The sequence below is a fragment of the Paenibacillus sp. 2RAB27 genome (assembly GCF_052115445.1).
Taxonomy (GTDB): Bacteria; Bacillota; Bacilli; order Paenibacillales; family NBRC-103111; genus Paenibacillus_E.
In genome coordinates this window covers 1-15019 of the sequence record NZ_JBFRGR010000034.1, presented here as the reverse complement: position 1 = coordinate 15019, position 15019 = coordinate 1, and the positions used below count along the sequence as shown (strand labels likewise).

The following is a 15019-nucleotide window of genomic DNA, read 5'->3' as shown; positions in this document are numbered from 1 at the left end:
TTACGAATTTAAGATCTAGAGGAGGTGTGCAACGATGAAGTTACATGAGCTAAGTTCTGCTACTGGCGCTCGTAAATCACCTAAGCGTGTTGGACGTGGAACAAGTAGTGGTATGGGTAAAACATCAACTCGCGGACATAAAGGTCAAAACGCACGTTCCGGTGGAGGCGTTCGTCCTGGATTTGAGGGTGGACAAAACCCATTGTACCGTCGTTTACCTAAGCGTGGATTTACGAACCGTTTCCGTACGGAGTACGCGATCGTTAATCTTGAAGACTTGAACAATTTCGCAGCTGGTACTGAAGTTACTCCAGAAGTATTAATGGAGACTGGTATTGTTAAAGCTCCTAAAGACGGCATTAAGATTTTAGGAAACGGTGAAATCACAGTAAAATTAACCGTTAAAGCGAATAAGTTCTCTCAATCAGCGATTGAGAAAATCCAAGCTGCCGGCGGTATTACCGAGGTGATTTAATGTTCAATACCATAGCCAACATCTTCAAAGTAGAAGATTTACGCAGAAGGATTCTCTTCACGCTTATCTTGCTAATCGTCTACCGTTTGGGTGCCTTTATTCCGGTTCCAAACATTAATACAGATGTTCTGAAACTTCAAGATCAAGCGAATCAGAGCGATGTCTTTGGTTTGCTTAACACGTTCTCCGGCGGTGCGCTCTTCCAATTCTCCATCTTCGCGATGGGAATTATGCCTTATATCACGGCTTCGATCATTGTTCAGCTTTTGTCCATGGATGTTATTCCGCGCTTTGCGCAGTGGGCAAAAGAGGGTGATGTCGGAAGAAAGAAAATGACGCAGGTGACTCGTTACGGTACGATTGTTCTAGGGTTGATTCAAGCTTTCGGACTATCAATTGGCTTTAACCGCCTATACAGTGGTTTAGTTATTGATGCTGGGTTTACAACCTTTGCTTTGATCGCTATCGTGTTGACAGCTGGTACAGCTTTCTTGATGTGGCTAGGTGAGCAAATCACGGAATACGGGATTGGTAACGGTATCTCCATTATCATCTTTGCTGGTATCGTTTCTGCGATTCCAACAAGCATTCAACAAATCTACAAATCACTCTTTGCAACCGAAGGAGCCCTGTTCCTGAACATTGTGAAACTGATCATTATTGCTTTAGTTGTTATCCTGATTATTGCTGGCGTTATATTCGTACAACAAGGTGTTCGTAAGATACCTGTACAATATGCTAAGCGAGTAGTTGGTCGTAAAATGTATGGTGGGCAAACAACACACATTCCACTTAAAGTGAATGCTGCTGGTGTTATCCCTGTAATCTTCGCATTATCACTTTTGATGTTTCCTCCAACCATTGCAAGTTACTGGAGAGGGAATGTAGTCGCAGAATGGATTATCAACAACTTGAGTATTAACCAAACTGCACCATTAGCGATTGTACTGTATGTACTGCTGATTATCGGTTTCACCTACTTCTACACCTTCGTACAAATTAATCCAGTTCAAATGGCTGATCAGATGAAGAAGAACGGCGGATACATACCAGGTATCAGACCAGGTAAAACGACTTCGACTTATCTGACACGCGTAATGACTAGAATTACTCTTTCTGGAGCTTTGTTCCTTTCAGCTATCTCTATTCTTCCAATGTTATTTGGAGGACTTGCTGGATTGCCTAGTTCGGTTAAAATAGGTGGTACATCTTTGCTTATCGTAGTAGGCGTTGGTCTTGAGACAATGAAGCAAATCGAGAGCCAATTGATTAAGCGTCATTACAAAGGGTTCATCAATAAATAGCTAATAGGTACTGATGGGGCAAGTTCTGCGACATCGGCACCTATTGTGCTGTTCGTAATGCCGAGTGCGATGGGGAGGTTTTAATTGTGAACGTAATATTTATGGGGCCTCCTGGTGCAGGCAAAGGTACGCAAGCAGAGAAAATCGTTTCTGAGTTTCAAATTCCTCATATTTCAACTGGCGATGCATTTCGCGCAGCAATGAGCCAAGGTACTCCAATGGGTATCGAAGCTAAAGGATATGTAGATAAGGGGCTTCTTGTTCCTGATGAAATTACGAACGGTATTGTGAGAGAGCGTCTTGCCCAGCCGGATTGCGATAAAGGATTTTTGCTAGATGGGTTTCCTAGAACGGTAGCTCAAGCTGATGCATTGTCTGACATCGTTGATTCACTTGGTAAGAAGATTGAGGTCGTAATCAATCTAGCTGTTGATCGCAGTTATCTGTTAGCACGACTAACTGGCCGAAGAATTTGTAAATCCTGTGGTTCTACGTATCATGTCATCTTCAACCCACCTCAGCAAGAAGGCGTATGCGATAAATGTTCCGGTGAGTTGTACCAACGATCTGATGATACGGAAGAGAAAGTCGGAACACGTTTGGATGAATACATCAACAAAACGGCTCCGCTTCTGGATTACTACCAAAAGAGGGAATTATTGCGTGAGGTTAACGGGGAACAAGACATTCATGCGGTAACCGAACAAATTAGCTCACTGCTACGAGGTCTAGCGTAATGATCATTTGTAAGTCCGAGGTTGAACTAGACCTAATGCGAGAAGCTGGTCGTATCGTAGCCGAAACGCACCGCTTATTGGCAAGGGCGATTCGTCCGAACATTACAACGAAAGAACTTGATCAGATCGCAGAGGAATTCATTCGCAGTCAGGGAGCAATTCCATCTTTCAAAGGTTACAATGGTTTTCCTGGGAGCATTTGTGCTTCAGTCAACGAAGAATTAGTTCATGGTATTCCTGGTCCAAGAAAGCTAGTTGAGGGCGACATTATCAGTATTGATATTGGTGCTCAATATAAAGGTTATCATGGAGATTCTGCTTGGACATATCCTGTCGGTGAAATTTCTGAGACAGCTCAGCGTTTGTTGACTGTGACAGAAGAGTCACTCTATCGAGGCATTGCAGAAGCTAAACCGGATGCTAGACTCTACACGTTGTCGCATGCAATCCAAACTTGTATTGAAGACGCAGGCTTCTCCGTGGTTATAGAGTATGTCGGTCATGGTATTGGAACGGATCTTCACGAAGAACCACAAATTCCGAACTATGGTATTCCTGACAAAGGTCCTCGACTCAAACCAGGCATGGTCCTAGCCATTGAACCCATGGTGGTTGTTGGCGAAAGATTTGTCCAAACACTCGAAGACGATTGGACTGTAGTCACTTCAGATCGAACCCTATGTGCTCATTTCGAACATACGGTTGCTATTACGGCAGCTGGTTATGAAATATTGACTTTGCCTAGATCGTAGGTGAACTGAGTGGATAGCAAGATTCCGCAAGTGGGTCAAATCGTAAAGGTGCTTCGCGGTAGAGATCCCGGAGAATATGCGGTCGTGATTCGGATTGAAGATCATCGTTTTGTCTGGCTTGCCGACGGCGATCATCGTAAATTCGATCAACCGAAGAAGAAGAACCTGAATCATCTTCATTTACAAGAAACGATTAGCAGTGAAGTAGCGTCAAGCATTAGGGAGACAGGTCGTGTGACTAATGGGAAATTGCGCTTTGCAATCGCCAAATTCGTTGAACTTATGCAAGTTGAAGCACAAGAGAAAGGAGAATGACTGTGGCCAAAGAAGATGTAATTGAAGTAGAAGGTACAGTGATTGAACCTCTTCCGAATGCAATGTTTAAAGTTGAATTGGAAAATGGTCATAAAATCCTAGCCCATGTTTCAGGAAAGATCAGAATGCATTTTATTCGCATTTTGCCTGGAGATAAGGTTACCGTAGAATTATCGCCTTATGATTTGACGAGAGGCCGTATAACCTACCGTTTCAAATAAATGTTCGGCTTAGAAGTAATACTCTCTCAAGGCGTATGCTTACGAAGCAAGTTTTCTCACGAAAACGCAACATGGTTGCTTACGATAAAAAGGAGGGCTTAAAATGAAAGTAAGACCGTCAGTAAAACCGATTTGTGAAAAATGTAAAGTCATTCGCCGTAAAGGCAATGTAATGGTAATTTGCGAAAATCCTAAGCACAAACAAAAACAAGGTTAAAAGGAGGTGCATTCTGTAGATGGCACGTTTAGCTGGAGTTGACTTACCTCGTGACAAACGAGTTGTAATCGCGTTGACTTACATTTTCGGTATCGGCACTACAACTGCTCAGAAAATCATTGCTTCCACAGGTATCGATGCGAGTACTCGCGTTCGTGACTTGACTGAAGATGAAGTGAGCAAAATCCGTGATGTAATCGACAAAACCCTTAAAGTAGAAGGCGATCTTCGCCGTGAAATTTCCCTAAACATCAAACGTCTAATCGAAATCGGATCCTACCGTGGTCTTCGTCACCGCCGTGGTCTTCCTGTTCGTGGTCAACGTACTAAAACAAATGCTCGTACACGTAAAGGTCCTCGTCGTACAGTAGCTAATAAGAAGAAATAATAAAGGGGGTTAGAGCTAATGGCAAAACCTAAAAAAGTCGTCCGTACGAAACGTCGTGACCGGAAAAATATTGAGAGCGGTGTAGCACACATCCGTTCAACATTTAACAACACGATCGTAACGATCACGGATCCGCATGGTAACGCAATTTCTTGGGCAAGTTCAGGAAACCTTGGATTCAAAGGTTCCCGTAAAAGCACTCCTTTCGCAGCACAAATGGCAGCTGAAAAAGCGGCTAAAGCAGCAATGGAGCACGGCTTGAAAACTGTTGAAGTTATGGTTAAAGGTCCAGGCGCTGGCCGCGAAGCAGCAATCCGCTCTTTGCAAGCAGCAGGTCTTGAAGTAAACCTGATTAAAGACGTGACGCCGGTTCCTCATAATGGCTGCCGTCCTCCAAAACGTCGTCGCGTATAATTCAGGATCACTTTGTAGTATAATTATTCCAAAATCGTGAATAATGGTTTGAAGGATAGGCATACTATGAAATTTTCAACGAAGTATCCAGAGGGAACCGACGTATTGAATGGAGGGTACATTTCATGATCGAAATTGAAAAGCCAAAAATAGAAACTGTAGCATTAAGTGAAGATGGCGCTTATGGTAGATTTATCATTGAACCGTTGGAGCGTGGCTACGGTACAACCTTAGGAAACTCACTACGTCGTATCTTACTGTCCTCCTTACCGGGGGCAGCAGTAACCTCTGTCCAAATCGATGGCGTTTTGCACGAATTTTCAACGATTCCTGGCGTGCTTGAGGATGTTACGGAAATTATCCTCAATCTCAAAGGTTTATCGTTGAAGATTCACTCCGATGAGGAGAAAGTGCTAGAAATTGATGCTGAAGGAGAAGGTAACATTACAGCGGCTGATATCCGCGGTGATAGTGATGTTGAAATCCTTAACCMGGATTTACACATCGCTACCTTGTCACCAGATGCACGTCTTCATATGAGGATTCATGCGGGCAGAGGGCGCGGTTACGTCCAATCAGACAAAAATAAGCATGAAGAGCAACCAATTGGTGTAATCCCAATTGATTCGATCTACACGCCTATTACTCGGGTAAACTACGCTATTGAGAATACTCGCGTCGGCCAAGTGACTAACTATGATAAGTTGACCCTCGAAGTGTGGACCGATGGAAGTATTCGTCCAGAAGAAGCAGTTAGCTTGGGCGCTAAAATCTTAACTGAACATTTGCTCTTGTTCGTTGGTTTGACGGATGAAGCAAAAGACGCTGAGATCATGGTTGAAAAAGAAGAAGATAAGAAAGAAAAAGTTCTTGAGATGACGATCGAAGAACTAGACCTTTCCGTTCGCTCTTACAACTGTCTCAAACGTGCAGGGATTAATACCGTACAAGAGCTGATTACCAAAACAGAAGAAGACATGATGAAAGTTCGGAACTTAGGTCGCAAATCCCTTGAAGAAGTTCAAGAGAAGCTCGAAGAGCTGGGTCTAGGTCTACGTACCGAGGAATAATCTTGTCAGAAGGAGGTTAACTCAATGAACTACAGAAAATTGAACCGCGATTCCAGTAATCGTAAAGCATTATTTCGTGATCTGGTAACGGATCTGTTCATACATGAGCGCATTCAAACAACAGAAGCAAAAGCTAAAGAAATTCGTTCAATCGCTGAGAAGTTAATTACTCTTGCGAAACGCGGAGATCTTCACGCACGCCGTCAGGTTGCTGCTTTTGTTCGTAGAGAAGCTGCTAACGAAAATCAAGATGCGATTCAAAAACTATTCGCTGAATTGGCACCACGTTATTCCGAGCGTCCAGGTGGATACACGCGTATCCTTAAACTGGGACCACGCCGCGGTGACGCAGCACCAATGGTTTACCTAGAGCTAGTAGATCGCGCATAGAAGACGGATGGGAAAGGGTGGACGGAATCACTAGATTCTGGTGAAGCCCTTTTTTTGCAGTCTAGGACGCATTCTAGTGTAATGAGCTGCTTAAGCAACTCAGGCTAGGTAGAAAGGATGACTCATGGAGGAACAAGCCTTGAGAAATCTACGTTTTACCATAAGCTATGATGGTACATCTTATTCTGGCTTCCAGATACAGCCTAGATCTGATACGGTGCAATATCGTTTAGAGCAGGCAGTGTTCTTACTGACAGGTGAGACAGTAAAAGTCATATCATCAGGGCGTACCGATGCCGGGGTTCATGCGAAAGCGCAAGTTATTAATTTTATAACGAGTTCTAAGATTCCAGTAGAACGTTGGTGTTTAGCTCTAAATGCTAGACTACCCAGGGACATCGTCGCACATACCGCAGAAGAAGTTCTCCCTACTTTTCACTCTCGCAAAGCCGCGAAACGTAAAACCTATTGTTATACGATTCGTTCGGCGCGCTTCCCTGATGTCTTTCACCGCAACTTCGAGTATCATCACCCCACGCATTTAAATGTGGAAGCCATGAGAGAGGCGCTCCCTTGTTTGCTAGGTGAGCATGATTTTACTTCGTTTTGCACAGTGAGAACGGATAAGGAAATCAAAGTGAGAACCTTATATGAGGTACGTATGGAGACGGAATCAGATGATGTGTTGGCGACAGGTAAAGTAGAACGTATCCGGTTAATCATAACGGGGAATGGTTTTCTTTATAACATGGTGAGGATCATCGTAGGGACGTTAATACAGATCGGTGAGGGTAAGAGACCATCTAGCGATATGCAACGTGTTCTCGAGGCCAGAGATCGCTCTCAAGCGGGTCCTACAGCTGAAGCCATGGGATTAACCTTGTGGAAAGTCGACTATTAAAAAGTTGTCATCACTACTTGATTATTAAGAAGTTATCGTGTAAAATATAACTTGGCGTTTCGTGATCGGCTACCCCACAGCCCCTGATCACAAATGACCATAACTATCCATCGCTTATGAATAAATGACAACTATAACTTATGTATTTCAGATATATTTTTAGGAGGATTAAGCATGCGCACCACATATATGGCTAAGCCAAATGAAGTAGAGCGTAAATGGTACATTGTTGACGCTGCAGGCCAAACACTTGGCCGTCTTGCAAGTGAAGTTGCTAGCATTATCCGCGGTAAGCACAAACCGGAGTTCACTCCACACGTAGATACTGGTGATTTCGTTGTTGTTATCAATGCTTCCCAAATTAAGCTTACTGGTAAAAAAATGCAAAACAAAATGTACTACCGTCACTCTTTGTACCAAGGTGGTTTGAAAGTGACTTCCGCTCAAGACTTGCTTAACAGCAAGCCTGATCGTATGATCGAATTCGCAGTTCATGGTATGCTTCCTAAGAACCGTCTAGGCGACAGCTTGAAAACTAAGCTTAAAGTCTACGGTGGAGCAGAGCATCCGCACCAAGCACAACTACCAGAAGTCTGGAATCTTCGCGGTTAATATAAGGAGGAACGTTTCGTGGCACAAGTTCAATATTATGGAACGGGTCGTCGTAAACATTCGGTAGCGCGTGTTCGCTTAATACCGGGTGAAGGACGCATCATCATCAATAAACGTGATCTAGATGAGTATTTCGGTCTAGAAACATTGAAGCTAATCGTTAAACAACCACTTGCTCTAACTGAAACTATCGGTCAATACGATGTTCTAGTTCTTGCAAATGGCGGCGGAATCAGCGGACAAGCTGGCGCAATTCGTCACGGTATTTCCCGTGCATTGTTGAAAGCTGATCCGGAATACCGTGGATCCTTGAAAAAAGCTGGATTCCTAACACGTGATTCCCGTATGAAAGAGCGTAAAAAATACGGATTGAAAGCAGCACGTCGTGCTCCTCAATTCTCCAAACGTTAAGATATTGTGCCTTTGGCACGCAAAAAGAACCTTTTCGGCTTATGGCTGGAAAGGTTCTTTTTTATGTTCATCATGATCCAACTTTAGCCCAATTGAATAAGTTAATACCAAAATGATAAAAAGTAATTGACACTCTGCAGAAGTCAGATATAATTAAATTATAAATCATACAATATCAGTCGGGATTGTCGACTATTGGAGGAATCGGAAGATGAATCTATTTGAAAAAGAAGCATTTGTAACGAAAGCTGCGGAAGAATTCGAAAATCAATCGCCTGAAGCCATATTGAAATTAGCTGTAGATACATTTCAAAGATTGACGCTTGCTTGTAGTTTTGGCGCAGAAGATGTGGTGTTGGTCGACATGCTGCAAAAGATTAACCCGAACGTGGATATCTTCTACTTAGATACAAATGTGCACTTTGATGAGACTTATGAAACCAAAGATCGTCTTGAAAAACACTACGGTACGAAATTCGTTCAAGTCTTGCCTAAATTAACACTGGATGAGCAAGCGGAGAAATTCGGGGATGAGCTTTGGAAAAGCGACGCGAACCAATGCTGCAACATACGTAAAGTTGATCCACTTACAGATATCCTTAGAAACTATGATGCTTGGATCACAGGTATTCGCCGCGATCAAGCACCTACTCGAGCAAATGCTAAAAAAGTGGAATATGACGTGAAGTTTGGTCTTATCAAATTCAACCCACTCGCTGGTTGGACTTCAGAAGACGTATGGCAGTATATTCGCGACAATGATGTGATATATAACCCACTTCATGATCGTAACTATCCTAGTATCGGTTGCACACACTGCACGCGGCAAGTCGCTGAAGGTGAAGATCCGCGCGCTGGACGTTGGGCAAGTATTGAGAAAACGGAATGCGGTCTCCATAAGTAAGTTGATCTCGGCTCTGAATATGTATACAAGGCATCGTGAAGCGATTCTACATGCAATGCACGTAGGAACTAATAGTTGTTCGAATTTCATCGTTTGACGCGATTACGCGGACGTAGATGGAAGGTTGACAGTTGAAGAGACCATGAATATCGAGTAGAAGTCTGGTATATTTGTCCACCCTGTCCCATATAGATGTTACAGAGTCTATAGGGGAACAGAGGTGGATTTTTTATGCGTAAAAGGAAGAAGAGGTTGGTGGTATGGCTGACCTTTCACAGTAGTCTGAAGCTATTGCTTTCGGCCATGCTGGTTGCCTTGGTTGTCTTTATTTATGCGTACGAGCTCCCTACAACGAAGACCTGGTCGGATTGGACGCTCCCTTTATCGGGGAAGACAATAGCGCTAGACGCCGGTCATGGGGGACCAGATGGTGGGGCTGAGAGCAAGGATGGTATCATTGAGAAAGATATCAATCTAGCTATAACCTTGTGGCTACGCGACTACTTGCAACAAGCCGGTGCGATCGTGGTTTTAACAAGAGAAACGGATACTGATCTAGCGGAATCGGGCACCAAAGGCTATAGCAAACGGAAGACGCAGGATCTCCACAACCGGGCGGACCTGATTCAGAACAATAATGCCGATATGTTTTTGAGTATCCATTTGAACAGTATTCCATCTGATAAATGGAGAGGCGCACAAACGTTCTATTATTTGAATAATCCTGACAATCCCAACCTAGCGGCACTCATTCAGTCCGAACTTAGACGTAATCTAGAAAATACAGATCGTGTGGCGAAGATGGCTGATAAGACTGTGTATCTGTTGAAAACTTTAAAGATTCCAAGCGCACTCGTTGAGGTAGGTTTTCTTTCAAATCCAGAAGAGGCTAAGTTATTAGCGGATGAGAACTATCAGAAGATGTTGGCAGCTTCGGTATATCAAGGGATTTTGAGATATTATGCAGGTGAAAAAGTGGGTTCTGCCTCATAATGTGTTATAATAAAAGCCGCGAATACAATGTCCCAATAAAGGTGTGATGTGGCTATGGTACATAAAGATCAAATTCTAGAAGCGTTGAATAAGCTAATAGACCCCCAGTTTAATAAAAGTGTAGTGGAATTAAATTTGATTCGTGATGTAATGGTGAAGGAAGATGCGGTATCATTAAGCTTGCTCGTAGTAACCGAGGATGAAGGATATAAGGAGCAAGCCAAAGCATTCATTCAACAATCTTTAGCAAATATAGGAGTATCCCAAGTTCATATCCGGTTTAGGTTGATGACGGACCATGAGCGGAGTCGTTTGGAAGGAACTTCACAACAGTCGAATACTACTCCTAAGACCCCTGTACAACCTCCAATTCAGCAGCCGATTCTTGGACAATCCTCTACAGTTGAGTTTATCGCCGTTGCGAGTGGCAAAGGTGGCGTTGGTAAATCAACAGTAACAGTTAATCTGGCAGTCGCGCTGGCTCGTAAAGGGAAAAAGGTTGGGATCATTGATGCGGATATTTATGGATTTAGTATTCCGGATATGATGGGGATTGAAGAACAGCCGCAGTTAGTAGAAAACGTGATCATTCCCGTTGAGAAATTTGGGGTAAAAGTGATATCGATGGGGTTCTTTGTCCAAGACAATGCACCTGTTGTATGGCGTGGGCCGATGTTAGGCAAAATGCTACGCAACTTCTTCAACGAAGTAAATTGGGGAGATGTGGAGTACATCCTCCTAGACCTTCCTCCGGGTACTGGCGATGTCGCACTAGATGTGCATCAGCTCATACCGCAAAGTAAAGAGATCATTGTTACGACGCCACATGCTACAGCAGCATTTGTAGCTGCTAGGGCTGGTGCAATGGCTATTCAAACGAACCATGAAATTTTGGGTATCGTTGAGAACATGTCTTACTATGAAAGTAAGGATGGCAGCATTGATCATATTTTTGGTAAAGGTGGAGGTGCTAAACTTGCTGAAGATCTTCACAGTGAGCTATTAGCGCAAATTCCGTTAGGAGCGCCTGATAATCATATATCTGAAAAGGATTACTCGCCTTCCGTATATAAAGCGGAATCCAAAGCGGGGCAAATCTATTTGGAAATAGCGGATCGGTTGATTTCGAAGCTAGATAAATAGTGAAAAAAAGGAAGAGGAAGCAGAGGGAATCTGCCAACTCTTCCTTTTTTGTTTAAGAATTAGAACCTCCATCTTTCTTCTCATCACCTTGTTTTTGGGAGTCTCCCGAAGAATCATCCTTTTGTTTTTCATCCCCGCTATCTTGCTTTTTATCTCCTTCTTTGGATTTATCATCACTTTTTTCCGTACTCTTTGCGGATGGCATTTGATCAGGCTTGCTTTGCTGGACGATAGCAGACTTAAGTAATTCAACCATTTGCGCTCTGAAAAGAGGGCTTTGGATGGATTCCTCCATGACAGTCATCATTTGTTGGCGGTATGGTGCTGTTTTCATAACATCAAGAACCATCTTCTCATAATCTGGGTTTTTCATAACATCTATCAGTGATTTTTGGTAGGTAGGGTCCTTGAGCAATTCCTTGAACATCTGTTTGGTTTCTTTTTGGATCGCTGTGGCAAAGTCACCTGCGAACTTAGGATCCTTCATCATATCGGTCAAAAACATATTATTTTCCTTAGCGGTCAGTACATCCTTGACAGCCATTTGAAGCTGAAGGGACTCATTAGCGGATAGTAGTTTAATTTGTGATTGGCCAGCAACACTGTTAGCACCTACATCTCCATTCATGATACTTCGATTTGCAGCACTTATTGCTTTTTTACCATCATCTGATTTCAGAATATCGAGGATCATTGTCTTTTGTTCTTTGTACGTATTGGCTTGTGACTGGCCTTGAGAAGAGTTATCTGTACCACAAGAGGCGAGAAGAAAAGCCAATGATATAGCCGGTAGGACCTGAAGCTTTCTAAGTCTTGTCTTTAACATAACTACATGCTCCCTTCCCTTAACTTTAATGGTCTTAGTATGTGTGGTTAGGGTCAGAATATAAGGGAACATTATTGGCTTTTTATCGCAAAGATTGGTACAATTAACAATTAGAGTTGATGTGTGGAGGTAATTAAAAGTGACTTTGCGTAAATGGTTTCACTTATTTTGGACAACATTAGTATTAGGGATTGTAGTGTCTACTGGGGTTGGACTTATCCTTCAATTTTCAGACAAAGAATTTTCTGTAATGGGCTTATCGGCGGTCGGATTTAATTTGATTAATATGATTCTCGGTGGAGCTACGATAAGTGTATTGAGTCAAATGGGCTTCTTCGCATATTTAATCGTTAGGTTCATCGCTGTTGGTATTATACGATCCAAAACAGTATGGGACTTGTTACAGCTTGCTGTTGTTATTGTTGTTTTATTCGACCTTGTCTACTTGAGGAAAACGAATTTCAATAGTTCTGAATCGCTGCTTGGATATTTCATCTTGCCTGTTTGCGTATTAGTGATTTCTTTAGCAGTAAGCTATTGGAAGGTGAAAATGACGAATCGGAATGCATTCATTCCTACTTTATTTTTCATGACGGCAGTTACTGTACTTGAGGCAGTACCAGCATTGAAATTGGACAATTCAGCATCAAGTCTATTTATGTTGGCACCATTGTTCGTCTGTAATGCATGGCAAATTCTTACCCTACATAAAATATTAGATAACAAAAAGAGCTAATTTGATTAGCTCTTTTTTTCAAATCTTTTCATAAATACTAATGGATTTGTTTCATGGCTTGATCCTCGACAGGGGTTGTTTCCACCTGGGTTTGCTTAATGAGCTCACTTACACTTACGAACTGATATCCCTTTTCTCTTAGTTGTTGAATGATAGCGGGCAAAGCCTCATGTGTTTGTTGGGAGGAGTCGCTCGCGTGGAGAAGAACGATATCACCAGGATGTGCCTTGCTCACTACACGGTTTACAAGGGTGTCGACGCCTTTATTCAGCCAATCTTGAGAGTCTGTATCCCATTGGATGACGGAATAGCCAAGATCATCAGCAATGCGTAACACACGCTTGTCAAAGTCGCCGTTTGGTAGACGAATGAGATTAGGCTCCTTGCCAATTAATTCTGTTAAAATGCCATGTGCAGTAGAAATCTCATTTCGGATTTCCTCATCGCTAAGGTCGCTGTAGTTGTCAAATTTGTTTCCGTGACTGCCAATCTCAAATCCATAACTTTTGATATGTGAGACAATGTCGGGATGGCTCTTACTCCAGGGCGAAGATAAGAAGAAAGTCGCATCCTTAACACCATTGTCCTTTAGGATTTTCAAGATTGGTTCAGCTCGAGTATCCCCCCATGAAATATCAAAGGTAAGGGCGATGACCTTCTTTTCGGTCTGCACGCTGTAGATAGCCGAAGGCTCGGAGTTCATAAAGACAGATACATTACTTTGTTCGGAATATACAATGGCCGCGGAGAAGATGATGGCAAGAGCAATAAATAAATATTGTTTAAATTTGCGTGCGTTGATTACAAAAAAGTAGTTCATAAACAGCTTGTACCTCCTTTATGTCAAGCCATAGATAGCTTGTATAACCTTTAGTAAATAATGTATGCTCGTACACATGGCACTTATGCTTCCGAAATTGGAGGAATTACAAAATGAATTTTCCGGCATTGTTTAGACATTTTAAAGAAATGAAGCATTACTTTATTGTGGTTGTTCTCGTTTTTGGATTTAGTTTGTATATGGGGTGGGCTAATTCCGAGCAATTTACGCATTTCTTGGAAAAGCAATTAGATGGACTCCAGCCTATGATTAAATCAATAAGTACTAGAGAAAACCCGCAGGTGTGGCTGTTCATTTTTATCTTTTTAAATAACGCGATTAAGTCGGTGCTTATCGTTTTCTGTGGGATTTTCCTAGGTGTATTACCGCTCTTTATGTTAATTGCTAATGGAATGATTCTAGGTTATGTACTATCTTTGCAGACACATGAAAGTACATTATCGATCGTTCTTAAAGGGATATTGCCGCATGGTATCATTGAGATCCCTGTTATTTTGCTCGCGTGCGCATATGGATTGAAGATAGGGATGTTGGTTTGGAAAATGGGTGCACAGCTACTTGTGCCAGCTGAGAAAAGAAGTGCTCGAATTGAATTGATTAGAGTATTTCAGTTGACCAAACCACTAAGTATGGGAATCGTTGTCCTCCTTTTGATTGCTGCTATAATTGAAAGCACACTTACCTACTGGTTGGTTCATTTGTAAAATATTTTCAGTATCTCGTCATAAAATTGGCAAAATCTGAGCATAACAATAAGGCGGAAAAGAAGAGGGGCATAATTGGCTCAACTCTCCACGTCTAGCAAAATGTTAGTGCCATGAATCTCTACAGTCGAGAGGGGTTTGGATGGATGTATGCTCGGATTTTTGTTCAATGAGAGAGAATGCAGAGAATTAGATTATGTACTTCGTAAAGAATTAGATGAAATGCTATTCGATCTCAATGATAAGAGAATTGATCAAGAGATAAAGGGAGCTATAGAATCCAGATACAAGGTCATCTTCAGGATGTATGCTCGCTTAGCGACACCAAAGGAAATATCAAAGTACGCAAGAAACCGTAATTACCAAGCTCAGAAAAAATAGGGGGTAAGTGCTTGACTTACCCTCTCCACCTGTGTTATTTTATAACTCGTCACTTCGAAACAAAGCGAGTGAGTCCAATTGTAAAAGATGTTCAAATAAACTTTCAAAATAAAGACTTGCAATCTTGGGTGGGACTGTGATATATTTAAAAAGTCGCCGCTAAACGGATGGCGATGTAAAGTGAAAGAAATTGATCTTTGAAAACTGAACAACGAGTGAGTAAGCACAGTCGAGTAATCGACTATAAAAGAGATTGCAAAATCTCGCTAGCTTCAAATGAGCAA

22 protein-coding genes are annotated in these 15019 nt (G+C 42.3%); 20 read left to right on the top strand and 2 right to left on the bottom strand.

Going from position 1 to position 15019, the window contains the following annotated elements:
* The first annotated feature begins 34 nt into the window (after positions 1-34).
* From rplO to AB4114_RS29195, 17 genes are all read left to right on the top strand, one after another.
* Positions 35-475, top strand: a complete 441-nt coding sequence (gene rplO / locus AB4114_RS29275) for a 50S ribosomal protein L15 (protein ID WP_441991594.1) — start codon at positions 35-37, stop codon at positions 473-475.
* On the top strand, positions 475-1779 hold the full coding sequence (gene secY, locus AB4114_RS29270; protein ID WP_171632727.1) for a preprotein translocase subunit SecY: 1305 nt from the start codon (positions 475-477) through the stop codon (positions 1777-1779). Before rplO ends, secY begins: the two co-directional genes overlap by 1 nt.
* A gap of 86 nt (positions 1780-1865) precedes the next feature.
* Entirely contained in the window at positions 1866-2516 is a 651-nt protein-coding gene (locus tag AB4114_RS29265; RefSeq protein WP_068661885.1) for an adenylate kinase, read from the top strand.
* Positions 2516-3268 (top strand): type I methionyl aminopeptidase, encoded by a 753-nt coding sequence (gene map, locus AB4114_RS29260; protein WP_436239088.1) that lies wholly within the window; start codon positions 2516-2518, stop codon positions 3266-3268. The genes AB4114_RS29265 and map overlap by 1 nt, the downstream gene beginning before the upstream one ends.
* A gap of 9 nt (positions 3269-3277) precedes the next feature.
* A complete protein-coding gene (locus AB4114_RS29255; RefSeq protein WP_441991593.1) occupies positions 3278-3583 on the top strand; it encodes a KOW motif-containing protein in 306 nt (101 codons plus the stop codon).
* Positions 3584-3585: 2 nt separating this feature from the next.
* Complete coding sequence (infA, locus tag AB4114_RS29250; RefSeq protein WP_009676800.1) at positions 3586-3804, top strand: translation initiation factor IF-1; 219 nt, start codon at positions 3586-3588, stop codon at positions 3802-3804.
* Between the two features lie 103 nt (positions 3805-3907).
* The gene (gene rpmJ, locus AB4114_RS29245; protein ID WP_003333770.1) at positions 3908-4021 is read left to right on the top strand and encodes a 50S ribosomal protein L36; all 114 of its coding nucleotides are present in this window, start codon (positions 3908-3910) and stop codon (positions 4019-4021) included.
* Between the two features lie 19 nt (positions 4022-4040).
* Positions 4041-4409 (top strand): 30S ribosomal protein S13, encoded by a 369-nt coding sequence (gene rpsM, locus AB4114_RS29240; protein WP_028557471.1) that lies wholly within the window; start codon positions 4041-4043, stop codon positions 4407-4409.
* Between the two features lie 18 nt (positions 4410-4427).
* Entirely contained in the window at positions 4428-4823 is a 396-nt protein-coding gene (rpsK, locus tag AB4114_RS29235; RefSeq protein WP_028557470.1) for a 30S ribosomal protein S11, read from the top strand.
* A 125-nt stretch (positions 4824-4948) separates the two neighbouring features.
* Complete coding sequence (locus AB4114_RS29230) at positions 4949-5893, top strand: DNA-directed RNA polymerase subunit alpha (RefSeq protein ID WP_441991592.1); 945 nt, start codon at positions 4949-4951, stop codon at positions 5891-5893.
* A gap of 24 nt (positions 5894-5917) precedes the next feature.
* Positions 5918-6283 carry a 50S ribosomal protein L17 gene (gene rplQ / locus AB4114_RS29225; RefSeq protein WP_441991591.1) on the top strand — a complete coding sequence of 122 codons (366 nt, stop codon included), beginning with the start codon at positions 5918-5920 and terminating at the stop codon, positions 6281-6283.
* A gap of 139 nt (positions 6284-6422) precedes the next feature.
* Complete coding sequence (truA, locus tag AB4114_RS29220) at positions 6423-7184, top strand: tRNA pseudouridine(38-40) synthase TruA (RefSeq protein WP_441991590.1); 762 nt, start codon at positions 6423-6425, stop codon at positions 7182-7184.
* Positions 7185-7358: 174 nt separating this feature from the next.
* Complete coding sequence (rplM, locus tag AB4114_RS29215; protein WP_029196440.1) at positions 7359-7796, top strand: 50S ribosomal protein L13; 438 nt, start codon at positions 7359-7361, stop codon at positions 7794-7796.
* A gap of 18 nt (positions 7797-7814) precedes the next feature.
* On the top strand, positions 7815-8207 hold the full coding sequence (gene rpsI / locus AB4114_RS29210) for a 30S ribosomal protein S9 (RefSeq protein ID WP_028557465.1): 393 nt from the start codon (positions 7815-7817) through the stop codon (positions 8205-8207).
* 211 nt (positions 8208-8418) lie between these two features.
* Positions 8419-9111: a phosphoadenylyl-sulfate reductase gene (locus AB4114_RS29205; protein ID WP_056618250.1), complete on the top strand. Its 693-nt coding sequence runs from the start codon at positions 8419-8421 to the stop codon at positions 9109-9111.
* A 231-nt stretch (positions 9112-9342) separates the two neighbouring features.
* A complete protein-coding gene (cwlD, locus tag AB4114_RS29200) occupies positions 9343-10104 on the top strand; it encodes an N-acetylmuramoyl-L-alanine amidase CwlD (protein ID WP_441991589.1) in 762 nt (253 codons plus the stop codon).
* A gap of 54 nt (positions 10105-10158) precedes the next feature.
* Positions 10159-11247 (top strand): P-loop NTPase, encoded by a 1089-nt coding sequence (locus AB4114_RS29195; RefSeq protein WP_441991588.1) that lies wholly within the window; start codon positions 10159-10161, stop codon positions 11245-11247.
* Between the two features lie 52 nt (positions 11248-11299).
* On the opposite strand, the gene gerD is transcribed toward AB4114_RS29195, so the two are convergent.
* Positions 11300-12073 carry a spore germination lipoprotein GerD gene (gene gerD / locus AB4114_RS29190; RefSeq protein ID WP_441991587.1) on the bottom strand — a complete coding sequence of 258 codons (774 nt, stop codon included), beginning with the start codon at positions 12071-12073 and terminating at the stop codon, positions 11300-11302.
* A gap of 139 nt (positions 12074-12212) precedes the next feature.
* Between gerD and AB4114_RS29185 the strand changes: the two genes are divergently transcribed.
* The gene (locus AB4114_RS29185; RefSeq protein WP_171632743.1) at positions 12213-12809 is read left to right on the top strand and encodes a KinB-signaling pathway activation protein; all 597 of its coding nucleotides are present in this window, start codon (positions 12213-12215) and stop codon (positions 12807-12809) included.
* Positions 12810-12846: 37 nt separating this feature from the next.
* Here AB4114_RS29185 and pdaB read toward each other — a convergent pair whose 3' ends face one another.
* Positions 12847-13629, bottom strand: a complete 783-nt coding sequence (gene pdaB / locus AB4114_RS29180; RefSeq protein WP_171632744.1) for a polysaccharide deacetylase family sporulation protein PdaB — start codon at positions 13627-13629, stop codon at positions 12847-12849.
* A gap of 113 nt (positions 13630-13742) precedes the next feature.
* Between pdaB and AB4114_RS29175 the strand changes: the two genes are divergently transcribed.
* Positions 13743-14354, top strand: a complete 612-nt coding sequence (locus AB4114_RS29175) for a stage II sporulation protein M (RefSeq protein WP_441991586.1) — start codon at positions 13743-13745, stop codon at positions 14352-14354.
* A 150-nt stretch (positions 14355-14504) separates the two neighbouring features.
* A complete protein-coding gene (locus AB4114_RS29170) occupies positions 14505-14735 on the top strand; it encodes a hypothetical protein (protein WP_056618222.1) in 231 nt (76 codons plus the stop codon).
* The last annotated feature ends 284 nt before the right edge of the window (positions 14736-15019 follow it).